The sequence below is a fragment of the Acidobacteriota bacterium genome, from assembly GCA_034211275.1.
In the GTDB taxonomy this organism is placed as follows: domain Bacteria; phylum Acidobacteriota; class Thermoanaerobaculia; order Multivoradales; family JAHZIX01; genus JAGQSE01.
In genome coordinates, this window is record JAXHTF010000019.1 from 46085 (window position 1) to 59503 (window position 13419).

Here is a 13419-nt window from a genome sequence, read left to right on the forward strand (position 1 = left end):
CACCACCGTCAGCGCGTGCTCCATGGGCTGACGGGGGCTGGTCTCGTCTCCGACGGATTCTGGCGCCACGGAGAGAACCTCGCCGCTGCCCTCATCCGGGTCCTCTGCATCCGGCCCTGGCGAATCCAGCAGGCGCCCGGCGTAGGTGAAGGAGACCTCCGGCTGGGGCAGTGCCCGGAACGCCCGGCGCAGCTCCGGATCCGGGCTCGCGTAGCGCAGCAGACCGAAGGCCGCTCCTCCCGCCGGCACCCGGGCCAGCTGCCGGTGCACCTCGGTCACCGCCGACACCGCCCCCTGATCCTCCTCCAGCTGCAGCAGCGCCGGGTAATGGCCCACTTTCCACGCCACGGTTCGGGAGAGATCCAGGTCGTCCAGGGCCTCGCCGCCGAGAGGGCTCTCCAACTCCACCAACAACGCCAACGCGGCCCGGCCGCCGTCCGGCAGGGGGCGCTGGAAGGCCCGCGCCACCGCCGCCAACACCGCCTCTTCCGGTAGCACCCGAAGCGCCGGCAGTGCCTCCTCGAGGAGCTCTGTGGTGATCTCCGGCTCCAGGCAGACGCTCAGGTCGTCTCGGGATGCCGCCGGCGGCAGTCCCTCGCCCCAGGTCAGCGGCGGCACCCGCCGCCGCTCCTCGCTGAGCCAATAGTCCCGCTGCGACCGCACCTCGGGATGCTCGGCGAGCTCTTCCAGACGGCGGCCCAGCTCGCGCACGGAAGCGCTCTTGAGGGGCAGCCGAGGCTCCTCTCCCGCCACCAGGGCGGCGTAGACCTGCAGCAAATCCCGCAGCACCAACTGCACCATCAAGCCGTCCACCACCAAGTGGTGGAAGACCAGCAGCAGCCGGGGGGTGGGCAAGCCGCCGCGGAAGAGCACCGTGCGCACCAGCGGGGGGCGACCAAGCCGCAGACTGCGCTGGACTCCACCGGCGCAATGGGTCAGCGCCGACGCCGCGGCCTGCTCCCCGAGGCGTGAGAGATCCACCACCGGCAGCCGGCCCCGGGCCGCTTCCTCACCGGCGAGGGTCTGGTGCCAAACTCCACCCGGACCCTGGGAGCCCCCCCGCTCGAAGAATGCCCGCAGGCCGTCGTGATGCAGCAGAACCCGGCCGACGGCGGCTTCCAAGAGCCGGGCCTCGAAGGGCTCGGACGAAGTGAGCAGCAGCGAGAGGTTGAAGTGGTGGGGATCGGTCTCGCCGAAGAGCTGGAAAAAGCGCTGCTGCACCGGCGTCATGGGCACCGGGCCCACCACCAAGCCCTGCTCCCCGGCGCCGCCGCTGCCGGCCACCGCCGCCAGTGCCGCGATGGTGGGGTGCTCGAAGAGCTGCTTGGGAATCAGCCGCAATCCCTGCTCCGCCGCTCGGGCGATGATCTGGATGTTGAGTACCGAGTCGCCGCCGAGCTCGAAGAAGTTGTCGTGAATCCCCACGTCGTCCCGTCCCAGCGCCTCCCGCCAGATCTCCACCAGCAAGCGCTCGGCGTCGGTGCGGGGGGCGGCCGGCTCCGCCGTCGCAGCCAGCTCCGGCGGTGCCGGCAGGGCCCGGCGGTCGATCTTGCCGGTGGAGGTCAGGGGCATGCGCTCCACCGGCACCACCGCCGCCGGCACCAGGTACGCCGGCAGACTGGCTCTGAGCTCGGCCCGCAGCTGCTCCGCCAGATGCTCGGTGCGCTCCTCCGTGGGCTTCTCGAAGGGCTCTGCCGGCGGCTCACCGGCGCCGACCTCCGCCCAGGCCACCAGCTGCCGGGCATCCCCCTCTCCGAGCACCGCCACCACCGCCGCCGACACCGCCGGATGCTGCCTCAGCGCCGCTTCGATCTCCCCCGGCTCGATGCGGTAGCCGCGCAGCTGGATCTGCTGATCCACCCGGCCGAGGAAGTCGAGGCGGCCGTCGGGGCGCCAGCGGACTCGGTCACCGGTGCGGTAGAAGCGCTCGCCATCCGCGGCAACAAAACGATCGGCGGTGAGGTCGGGACGGTGGTGATAGCCCCGGGCAACTCCGCCGCCACCGATCCACAGCTCCCCCGGCACTCCCGCCGGCACCTGCCGGCCCGTCGGATCCACGACCCACAGGCGCACCCCCGGCAGCGAACGGCCAAGGACGTACCAGGGCTGCGCCCAACCCGCCGGCACCTGGAACGCGGTGGCCACCACCGTCGCCTCGGTGGGTCCGTAGAGCACTTCCACCACCGCTTCGGGAAAGGCCTTCGCCATCTCTCGCAACAGCTCCGGCGGCACCGCTTCGCCGCCCACGAAGACCCGCCTCAAGGACCGCAACGGACCGGCGTCTCGACGCAGCACGTGGGCCACCAGCTGGCCCATGAGGGTCGGCACCGCGTGCAGGTGGGTAGCGGTTTCGGCGATCGCCGCCAGGGCCACCACGTCGGCGGTCTGGTGGCGATCCAGCAGCCGCACCCGTCCCCCGGCCACCAGCGGGGTCAGAAGCTCGAATAGCGAGATGTCGAAGGCAAAGGAGGCGAGGGCGGGCAGGACGCAGGCGGCACCGGCGTCGTCCGATCCGTCGGCGGCGAAACCCAGCCGGTGGAAAGCGGCGCTCAGGGTGTGAGCCAACTGCCGATGCTCCACCGCCACCGCCTTGGGCTCGCCGGTGGAACCGGAGGTGTAGATCAGGTAGGCCAGATGTTCGCTCAAGCTCTCCGGCGCCGGCAGCGGCGGTGGAGACGCCCACTGGTCCACCGTCCGGCCGAGCACCATGACCCGAGGCCGGTGGCCCTCCTCCCGGCGGGCCAGGAGCTCCTCCAGCCGCCCCTCCAGGGAGCCCTCGGTGAGCACGACGGCCAGACCGGAATCGCCCAGGATGAAGTCGATGCGGGGGTCGGGCAAGTCCGGATCCAGCGGCACGAAGGCGGTACCGGAACGGGCTACGGCGAGGAGCGCCACCGGATAGCGGGCGGTGCGCTCCAAAAACAGCCCGACCCGATCCTCTGCGCCCAAGCCCCCCTCCACCAGGGCCTCCGCCAGCCCCCGGCTGGCCTGCTCCAGGCGGCCGTAGGTCCAGCTCTCCCCGGCGCCCTCCACCGCCACTGCCTCGGGATGGGCAGCAGCGCGCGCGGCGAAGAGCGCCGGCAAGGTGGGCAGCGCCGGCACCGATGCGCTCACCGGCCATTCCCAACACAGCTGGTGACGCTCGGCGGGGAGCAGCATGGAGAGATGGGAAAGGGGGACGTCCGGCGTTTCGATGGCCGCGGCGGTCAAGGCTCGCAGCTGCTGCCCCATGCGTGCAGCGGTGGTGGCGTCGAAGAGGTCCGTATTGTAGTCGAACCAACCGAAGTAGCCGTCGGCGCCGTCCCAGAAGAAGAGCGCCAGATCCAGCCGCGCCGACCGGTCCTCCGGATCCAAATACCGCGGATCGTCCACCGCCAGATCGTCGTCGAACTCGAGGATGAAGAAGCTCGCCTGCACCAGCGGCGAACGGCTCGGATCCCGCCGCGGCTGGACTTCCTCCAGCAGCTGGTAGAAAGGCACCTCGTTGGCGTAGGCGTCGAGGGCCACCCGCCGCTCCCGCTGCACCAGCCGGCGGAAGGTGGGATCCCCGGAAAGGTCGGTGTAGAGCACCAGCTGGGTGAGGAAGAAGCCCAGCATGGTCTCCAGCTCCGGGCGGTTGCGGTTGGCGCTGGGGGTGCCGACGATGATGCGCTCCTGGTTGCAGTAGCGCATCAGGAGCAGCTTGAATAGAGCCATCAGGGTCATGAACGGCGTCGCCCGCTCGTGGCGGCTGAGCTCCCGCAGGCGCTCCGCCAGCTGTGGATCCAAGGAGACCAGGGAGCGCCGGCCGTTGGGGGTTTGCAGCTTCGGCCGGGGATGATCCGTGGGCAGCTCCAGCACCTGCGGCGCCTGCGCCAGATGCCGCCGCCAATACTCGAAGTGGGGCTCCAGCCAGCCCTCCTCCAGGAGCCGCCGCTGCCAAACGGCGAAGTCGGCGAATTGCAGGGTGTTCTCCGGCGGCGCCGGCGTACCGTGGAGCAGTGCGGAATAGGTCTGGCGCAGCTCCCGGAAGAAGACCTCGAGGGTGATCCAGTCGGTGACGATGTGATGCACCGTGAGCAGGAAGACAAACTCTTCCTCGCCGAGCCAGAGGATGCCGAAGCGCACCACCGGACCCTTCTCCAGATCGAAGGGAATCCAGCCCTCCCGGGCCGTCAGCTCCCGAGCCATGGGCTGCAGCTCCGGCGTGTAGACCCGGCGCAAATCGACCACCGGCAGCGGCACCTTCGACGCCGGCTGGACCACCTGCACCGGCCGGCCGTCCACCGCCGGGAAGACGGTACGCCAGCTCTCGTTGCGCCGCAGCATCTCGCTCAGACTGCGTTGCAGGATCTCAAAGCTCAGAGGCTCCTCGTGCCACAGGGGGTGGATGATGTTGTAGGCCGGGCTCAGCGGCTCCATCTGGTGCAGCAACCACAGCCGCTCCTGATCCGGCGACACCGGCCACACCTCCCCCGGTCCCCGGGGAGGAACGGGGTGGTCGAGGGGGGACCGGGAGGGTTCCGGCTCCGCCGGCTCCTGGTTTGCCCGCTGCCGCTCGAGCCGCCGTTCGAGCAACACCCGCTGCTCCGGGGTCAGCGAGTCGAGAAGATTGGGGTCCAAGGTCATGAGTCTGGCCCTCCCGATTCCGTCAGTTGCTGCTCCACCTCCTCCGGGGACAGGCCCCGGATCTCCTCCAGCAGCCGGGCTACCTCTTGCTCTCGTTCCCCCTCCACTCCCTGCAGCTGCTCCTTGAGGATGCGACCCGCCAGATCCTCCACCGTCGGGTGGTCGAAGAGCACCGTCATGGGCAGGTCGACCCCACAGAGATCGCGCATGCGGGTCACCGCCTGGATCGCCAACAGCGAGTGCCCGCCGAGCTCGAAGAAGCTGTCCTGCACCCCGATGGGCGAGAAGCCGAAGAGCTGTTGGAGCAGCTCCACCAGCTTCGTCTCCAGCTCGCTACGGGGCTCCACCCAGGGGCTCGACAGGGTCTGCCGGTCGAGGCTCGCCGGTGCGGAAGTGGACTCTCCATCCTGCGCCGCTCCCAGCAACGCCTCGGCGGTGACCTGCCGGGCGCGCCGCATCTGGCGCAGCAGGTGTTGGGGCGAGACCGCAATGCGCGGTAGGTCCGCCGCCAGCACCCGGTCGAAGGCCTCTCCGGTCTCCGTCTCCGAGATGCCGTAGCGTTCGATTTCCCGGCGGCGGCTGAGCTCCAGCTCCGAGCCGCCCCGAGGCGCCGTAGCCTCACCGACGGCCCACAGGAACGGTCCCCACTCCACCGCCGTCGCCGCCACTCCGGCAGCGGAGAGGGACTCCGCCAGCGCCGCCACGAAGGTCGCCGTGGCGCACAGATCCAGCTGTCCGAAGCCCCCCACCAGAGCCCCGGTGGAGGAGCACAGGGCCAGGAAGTCGAGCTCCTCCCCTTCCAAGGCTCTTTCCAGCGCCAAGGTCAACGCCAGGGCCCCGCGTCCCTGAGCTCCGTAGACTCCCGGCAGACGATCCGGCGGCCGCAGCTGGAGCAAACCGTCCCGAGCCGTCTCGACGCCGTGGACCACGCCGTCGAGTCGTCCCAGATGCCGGCAGCTGGCCCGCACCAGAGTCTCCAGGGAGTCGCCGTCCCAGCTTTCCATCGCCTCCACCCACAGCTCCGCTTGTTGCGCCAAGGCCGAGAGACGCTCCAGATCCGGCGTCAGAGGGTGCTGCTCCGCCATCCGCTGGGGCCACTCTTCTCGAGGCGGGAAATCCGGCGGGGCGGTGAGCACCAGCCGCGTCGCACCGCGCCGCACGAAATGCTCCGCGTGGGCCAACCCGACCCCGGCGACGCCGCCGGTGATCAAATAGCCGCCGCCCCGCCGGATCGGCAGCTCCGAGCGACCTTCCGCAGGAGCCTCGCCGGAGAGCTCCCCGGGAAGCTCCAGGGCGCGGTACCCTCGGGTCCAGCGCTGGCGCCCGCGATAAGCGACCTCCTCGTCGCCGCTCCCCGAGGCCAGCTCCGCCAGGATCTGGCGCACGCTGCGTGAGAGTTGACGAGATTTCTCTGCATCGACGGGGCCGGGATCGATGAGCGCCGTCTCCAGTCCCGGAATCTCCCGACCCAGCACCCGCGCAGCCCCCACCAGGGTGGCTTTTTCCGGCGTCGCCGCCTCCTGAGCGGTGACCGGCAGGAGCCCGTCCGCCACCACCGTCAGCCGCAGATCCTCGGGACCCTGGCGGGCGGCGAGATCTCCGAGAACCTGACCGAGACGTCCCAGGGAGCCCAAACCGAGACGTTGCCAGTGATCGAAGCTTTCGAGACCAGGGGGTGCCGTGACGTCTCCACCCCGGGCCCACAGGTGAACGATGCGCTGGGGCGGACCGCCGGCGGCGACCAGATCCGCCAGCAGGCTGCGATAGTCCTCGAGCACCTCGGGACGCAGGGAGTAGCGATGCACTCCCTCCATCCCATCGTCCGGATAGCTGCCGTATTCATCTCCGGGAACCACCACCGACACTTCGGCACCGGCCGTCGCCAACTGCTGGACCAGATCCTCCCCGAGCCGATCTTCGGCGGCGAAGACGAGCCACCTCCGGGCCGCCGAAGAGACCGCCTCGCCATCGGCGGCGGGGATCGGCGGCGAAGCGTCCCACACCGGAACCCAGAACCACTGCTCTAGAGGCAGCCGCGCCTCCTCCCGAGCCTCGTCGGCGAAGGCGTCGTCGCCCACCAGCTGGGCACCGGTGCCGGTACCGGTTGCGGGCTCGGTCCGGTCCGGGGCGTCCGCCGGCGCCGGGATCCAGAAGCTCTCGCGGTCGAAAACGTAGGTAGGCAGCCGCAGCCGGCGCCGCGGGCCGTCGTGCATGGCCGGCCAATGCACCTCGTGGCCGTCCACCCACAGGCGTCCGACGGCTTCTAGCAGACTCTGCACCTCCCCCGGCCCGGGGGCGACACCGAGCAGCGGGTGCACCCGATGGCGGTCGTCCCGGCTCGGATGCTGCTGCACCAGGGCACTGAGGGTCCGGCCCGGACCGACCTCCAAAAAGGTCCGGGGAGGACCGGTGAGGAGCTGCTCCAGCCCTTCCGAGAAGCGCACCGTGGAACGCAGGTGGCGGGCCCAATAGGCCGGATCCGTGGCCTCTTCGTCGGTGATCCAGCCGCCGGTGACGTTGGACAGGAAGGGAATCGACGGTGCCCGCAGGGGCACCTCCCGCAGCAGCGCTTCGAGAGGCTCCACCGCCGGCGCCATCATCGCCGAGTGGAAGGCGTGGGCAGCGGCCAGGGGCAGGCACTGGACCCCCTCCTCCTCCAGCTGCCGGCGAAGCTCCGCCACCGCCTCCTTCGGCCCCGCCACCACCGAGAGATGGGGACCGTTGGCGGCGGCCAGGGAAAGCTCGCCCCCCAGATACGGCAGCACCGCCTCCTCCGGCCGGGGAATCGCCAGCATCGCTCCCGCTGGCAAAGCCTCGATGAGCCGGGCCCGCGCCGCCACCAGCTCCAGGGCACGCTCCTCGGGGAACACCCCGGCCAGGCACGCCGCGGTCAGCTCGCCGACGCTGTAGCCGATCATCGCCGCGGGCTTCAGTCCCCAGCTCATCAGTAGCTTGGCCAGAGCCAGCTCGACCGCGAAGATCAGCGGCTGGGCGATGGCGGTGCGGCCGAGATCGCCGAGGTCGACCTGCCCTTCTCCGAGCCGTGGATCCCGCCAGAGCAGATCTCGCAGACCGTTCTCCGGCGCCGCCCCGGTGGCGAAGAGGAGGCCGGTGATGGAGACCCCGAGGAGCGGCTGGAGTAGCTGGTCGGCGCGGTCCAGCTCCCGCCGCAGCACCGGCTCCCGTTGGTAGAGGGCGCGTAGCTGCCCGGGCCGCTGGTCACCGATGCCCGGGAAGAGGAAAACCAGCTCCCCCGGTTCCCGGGTGCTCCCCTCCAGCCACGAGCCCGGCGACAATCGGCGGCCCGGCTCCTCATCGCCCGCAACCTCTCCGTCCCAAACCCGGGCTCGGCGGCGGGGCAAAGCCTGCCGCCCCACTTGCAGCGTATAAGCCACATCCGCCGGCGACAGATCCGGATGGGCCACCAGATGGGCTTCCAGGGCCTCACCGGCGGCGGCCAGGGAGTCGGCGGTGCGCGCTGAAAGCACCAACAAGTGCGGTCCTTCCGCAGACTCCGAAGGCCTCGGGAGGGGAGCCTCCTCGAGCACCACGTGGACATCGGTGCCGCCGAGACCGAAGGAGCTGACACCGGCCCGGCGGGCACTCCCCGCGGGGCGCGGCCAAGGCGTCAGCTCGCGGTTGACGTAGAACGGCCCGGCGCCGAAGTCGATGCGTGGATTGGGCTGCTCGAAATGCAGGCTGGGCGGGATCTCACCGTGCTCGAGGGCCAGGACGGTCTTGATCAGGCCGGCGATGCCCGCCGCCTCGTCGAGATGACCGAGGTTGGTCTTCACCGACCCCAGGGCGCAGGTCCCAGGGCCGGCGCCGGCGCCGAAGGCCTGGTTGAGAGCCGCCACCTCGATGGGATCGCCCAGGGGCGTGCCGCTGCCGTGGGCTTCCACATAACCCACCGTCGCCGCCTCCACCTGGGCCACCGCCAGCGCCTCCGCCACGGTGTGCTGCTGCCCCTCCACCCCCGGCGCGGTGTAACCGGCACGGGCGGCGCCGTCGTTGCCCGCCGCCGACCCGAGCACCACCGCCCGGATGGGGTCGCCGTCCTCCAAGGCGTCCGCCAACCGCTTGAGCACCACCACTCCCACGCCGTTGCCGCTCAGGGATCCACCAGCGGCCGCATCGAAGGCCCGGCAGTGGCCGTCCGGGGAAACCACCCCGCCCTCTTCCCACCAATACCCCTGGTCCTGGGGCAGGCTCACCGCCACCCCACCGGCCAGGGCCAGGTCGCACTCGCCGGTGAGCAGGCTCTGGCAGGCCAGATGCACTGCCAGCAACGAGGTGGAGCAGGCGCTCTGCACCACCGCCGCCACCCCCCGCAGATCCATCCGGTAGGCGGTCTGCATGGCGAGGAGATCGCGCTCGTTGAGCAGGGTCGCCTGCAGCTCGCCGATGCGTTGGGCCAGCTCGGGGTGGGCCTTCACGTGCTCGGCATAGCCGCTCTCGGCGGCGCCGGCGAAGACCGCCACCCGCTGCAGCCCGTCCCGCGCGCCATAGCCGGCGTCCTCAAAGGCCTCCCAGGCGCATTCGAGGAAGAGCCGCAGCTGAGGATCCATCACCGCCGCCTCGTTGGGGGTGAGCCCGAAGAGGGAAGGCTCGAAGCGGTCCACGCCTTCGAGAACGCCGAGGGCTGGCACATAGGCGGGATCCGTCCAGGCCTCCTCCTCGACCCCAGCAGCGCGGAGCTCCTCGGCGTCGAAGCGGTGAATCGATTCGACCCCGGCGCGCAGATTGCGCCAGAAGGCAGCCAGATCGCGAGCGCCGGGAAAGCGCCCGGACATGCCGATGACGGCGAAGCCTTCGAGCTCCGCGGAGGGGTGGGTGGTCATGATGGGTCTCCCGCAGGGATTGAATCGGTGTCGGCCGCCCGGCGGCGGCGGCGGGCTCGTTGCCGGGCCTGCTGGCGGGCGCCCTGACGGATCTCCGCCCGTTGCCGAGCCTGATCCTGGACTTCCTCGCCGCCACCGCCCTCGAGATTGCGCGCCAGCGCGGCGATGGAGGGATAGGTGAAGAGGTCCACCAGGGGGATGTCCCGCTCCAGGGTCTGGGAGAGCTGGGAAGCGAGACGGATGAGCGACAGGGAGTCCCCGCCGCTGTCGAAGAAATTGTCCTCGGCGCCCACGGCGGCGACGCCCAGCACCGCGCACCAGGGCTCCGCCAGGCGCTTCTCCAGCGCCGTGCGGGGCGGCCGGGAGGCGGCCTCGGGCCGGCCGTGGTGCGCCTGACCCAGAGCCCGGCGGTCGACCTTGCCGTGACGGGTCAGGGGCAACGCCGGCCAGGAGACGAAGTGGGCCGGCACCAGGGCCTCCGGCAGCCGCTGCCGCAGCTGCCCAGCCAGGTTCGCTGTCAGCTCCATCGGCGGCACCTCGTCGCCATCGAAGACCACGTGAGCCACCAGCCGCCGATCGCCGGCGCTCTCCCCCTGGGGCACCACCGCCGCCGCCACCACCGACGGCAGACGCCGCAGCTGGGCTTCGATCTCCCCGCACTCGATGCGCACTCCGCGCACCTTCACCTGGTCGTCCAGGCGGCCGAGGAAGTCCAGCAAGCCACCGGCGCGCCAGCAGGCGACATCGCCGGTGCGGTAGAGCCGGGCGCCGGGAGCGGCGGCGAAAGGATCCGGCAGAAAGCGGTGAGCGGTCTCGGCGGGGCGGCCTCCGTAGCCCCGGGCAAGGCCTTCCCCACCGATGAAGAGCTCGCCAGGGGCGCCCTCCGGCAGCGGCTCCAGCTCCGCTCCGAGGACGTAGACCCGGCTGCCCGCCAGCGGCCGGCCCACCGGCAGCCTGGCAGCTTCGGTCGGGGCTCGACCGGAAGAGCTTCCCCATCCCTTCGGCACCGGGTAGAGGGTCGAAGTACAGCCGGTCTCGGTGAGACCGAAGACCTGCGTCACCGGCACACCCCAATCGAGCCAGCGCTGCAAAGCTGCGAGATCCGGCGGCTCCGCCCCCAGCACCAGCCGCCGCAGGGTCGCCGGCGGCCGGCGGCCGGCGGCGGCCATCTCGTCGACCCAGACCTGCCAATAGGCCGCCGGCAGCTCCACCAGCGAAGCCCGGTGCTCGCTCATCTGCCGCTCCAGCTCGGCGGGGGCCAGCGGCCCCTGAGCTTCCGGCTGAATCACCGCCGCCCCGACGGTCCACGCGGGTAGGAGCTCCTCCAAGACGACGTCGAAAGTAGGAGCGGCGAATTGCAACCACCGATCCTCCGGCTGCAGCTCCAGAGCCTGCGCCATCTCCACGGCGAAGCGGGTGAGGGCGGCGTGGGACAGCAGCACCGCCTTGGGTTCACCGGTGGAGCCGGAGGTGAAGAAGCAGCAGGCGGCGGCCTCGGGATGGGGAGCTGCGGCGGGTCTCGGCGGCACAGTGGCGGATCCCGCGTCTCCCTCTGAGACTCCATCCTGCTCCGACAGGCTGCAGAGCACCACCGGTACGGATGCCTCGAGGCGATCGGCTATGGAATTCAACCCCAGGCCTTCCCCCATCAGGATCACCTCGACCCCCGCCCCCGACGCCAGGGCCGACAAGCGAGACGGCGGATCCCGGGGGTCGAGGGGAACGGCGACTCCTCCGGCGGCCAGGATCCCCAGCAGCCCCAGCACCATCTCGGGGCTGCGTCCGGTGATCAGGCCCACCCGGCCCTCGGCCCCGACGCCCGAGCGGTTCAGCCTGCCGGCGAGAGCTTCCGCCGCCACCGCCAAACTGCGATAGCTCCAGCGTCGATCCCCGCTGATCAGCGCAGGAGCCTCCGGAGCCGCCACGGCGCTGGTGGCGAAGAGCTGATAGAGGTCCGCCGGCGGCAGGTCCGCCCCCCCACCGGAGCTCCATTCGCCGAGCAGCTGGTGGCGCTCGGAAGCGGTGAGAAGGGGCAATCGCCAGAGGCGCTGGCGGCCATCCGTCACCATCCCCGTCAGCAGCTCTTGGAGATGCCCGAGCATGCGACCTACGGTGGCGTCGTCGAAGCGGGCCGCTTCGTATTCGAAGCGCAGCTCCAGCCTCTCCCCCGGCTCCGCCACCAGGGTGAGGGGAAAGTCGGTGCGCTCCGAGCCGTCCAGGTCGAAGAGCTCGAAGCCCGGATCGGCGACGGCGTTCGCCGGCCGGACCGATGCCTCCTCCGCTCCGCGATCGGTCCCCCCGGCGCCCTCGGTTCGGGGCAGCTCCGGCGGCAGGTTCTGTACCACCACGATGGACTCGAAGAGCGGATCCCCGCCGGTCACGCCGCTCCACTTCTGCACTTCCGCCAGGGGGCTGTACTCGAATTGCCCGAGCTCCCCCTGCGCCCGCTGGACCTGCCCCAGCCAATCCTCAGCGGTAGCATCCGCGGGCACCGCCAGGCGAAGCGGCAGGGTGTTGATGAACAGGCCCACCATCTCCTCGACCCCCGGAAGCTCCGCCGGACGCCCCGAGACCACCGTTCCCACCACCACGTCCCGGAGCCCCGAGTAGCGGGCCAGCAGCAGCGCCCAAGCCCCGTGCACCGCCGCCGCCAGAGTGACGCCCCAACGCCGGCAACTGGCCACCAGATCTGCCGTGAGGGCGGCGCTTACGGGAATCGCCCGCTGCGGGGACCCTTCCGTTCCCTCCAACGGTACCGGACGATCGACGGAAAGGGGCGTGGGATGGGCAAAGTCCTCCAGCCGGCGGCGCCAGTAGCGCTCCGCCGCCTGCAGATCCTGAGCCTGCAGCCAGGCGATGAAGTCCCGATAGGGACGCTCATCGCCCCTCGGCACCGAGGCTCGCACCCGCAGCGCCGCGCAGGCCTCGAGGAAGTGCAGGAAGACCCGCCCCCGGCACCAGCCGTCGAGGAGGATGTGGTGGTGGCTCCACACCGCCCGGTAGTCGTCCCCCTCCCAGCGGATCAGGCGGAAGCGCATCAGCGGCGCGCGATCCAGGCGGAAGCCTCGGCGGCGATCCTCCGCCATCAGCGCCTCGAAACGCTGCTGCCGCTCCGCCGCGGGAACCTGGCGCCAATCCTCCTCCTCCCAGGGCACCGGCGCCTCCGCCCACACCACCTGGAGCGGGCGCGGCAGGCCGTGCCATAGGAAGCTGGTGCGCAACACTTCGTGCCGCGCCATCACCGCTTGCCAGGCCTGGCGCAGGCGTTCGCCCTCGACCTTGCCGGAGAGGGTGACCCGCAGCTGCTCGACGTAGAGCTCCGCCTGAGGAGCCAGCAGACTGTGGAAGAGCATGCCCTGCTGAGCCGGAGCCAGCGGGTAGATGTCCTCGATCAGCCGTTCCTTGGGACGCAGGCTGCGGATCTCGGAGAGGGAACCCAGAATCTGCTGCAGCTGCGGTCCCTCGAGCTCCGCCAGCGGGAAGTCGCTCGGGGTGTAGGCCCCCGCCTCGGGCCTTCGGCAGATCGCCGCCAGCCGTTCCAGGCGCTCGACCCAACGCTCCATCAGAGCGGCGATGGTGGCGGATCGGTGCCATTCCCCCCGATACGCCCAGTCGAGCTGCAGTCGCCCCTCCAGGATCTGGGCGGTGACGTCGAAGAGATGGCCGCTGCGGTCCTCCTCCGCCTGCTCCGAGCCGGGGCTCTCCGGCGCCAGACGGAACGGCGAGGAAGCGTCCACCGCCAGATCCAACCGGCCGAGGTAGTTGAAGCTGACCTCCGGCCCCAGCTCCTCCACGGCCGCTTCACCCAGCCCCCCCTCCAGCCGCAAATAGCGCAGCACTCCGTAGCCCACGCCCTCGCCGGGCACCCGCCGGGAGGCCTCTTTGGCGGCGACCACCGCAGCGGACTCGTCTTCGGCGCCGGTGAGATCCACCACCAGCGGATACAACGCGGTGAACCAGCCGACGGTGC

At 71.0% G+C, this 13419-nt stretch carries 3 protein-coding genes (1 of these 3 running past the window's edge); all 3 read right to left on the bottom strand.

Going from position 1 to position 13419, the window contains the following annotated elements; all coding sequences use genetic code 11:
- Positions 1-4608 carry the start of a non-ribosomal peptide synthase/polyketide synthase gene (locus SX243_05485; protein MDY7092412.1) on the bottom strand. It extends 28203 nt beyond the left edge of the window, so 4608 of the gene's 32811 nt are visible here — the first part of the coding sequence; it begins with the start codon at positions 4606-4608; its stop codon lies beyond the left edge, outside the window.
- Positions 4605-9449 (bottom strand): beta-ketoacyl synthase N-terminal-like domain-containing protein, encoded by a 4845-nt coding sequence (locus SX243_05490; protein ID MDY7092413.1) that lies wholly within the window; start codon positions 9447-9449, stop codon positions 4605-4607. The genes SX243_05485 and SX243_05490 overlap by 4 nt, the downstream gene beginning before the upstream one ends.
- The coding region (locus SX243_05495; GenBank protein ID MDY7092414.1) for an amino acid adenylation domain-containing protein at positions 9446-13419 on the bottom strand (3974 nt) is incomplete at its 5' end. The genes SX243_05495 and SX243_05490, both read right to left, overlap by 4 nt.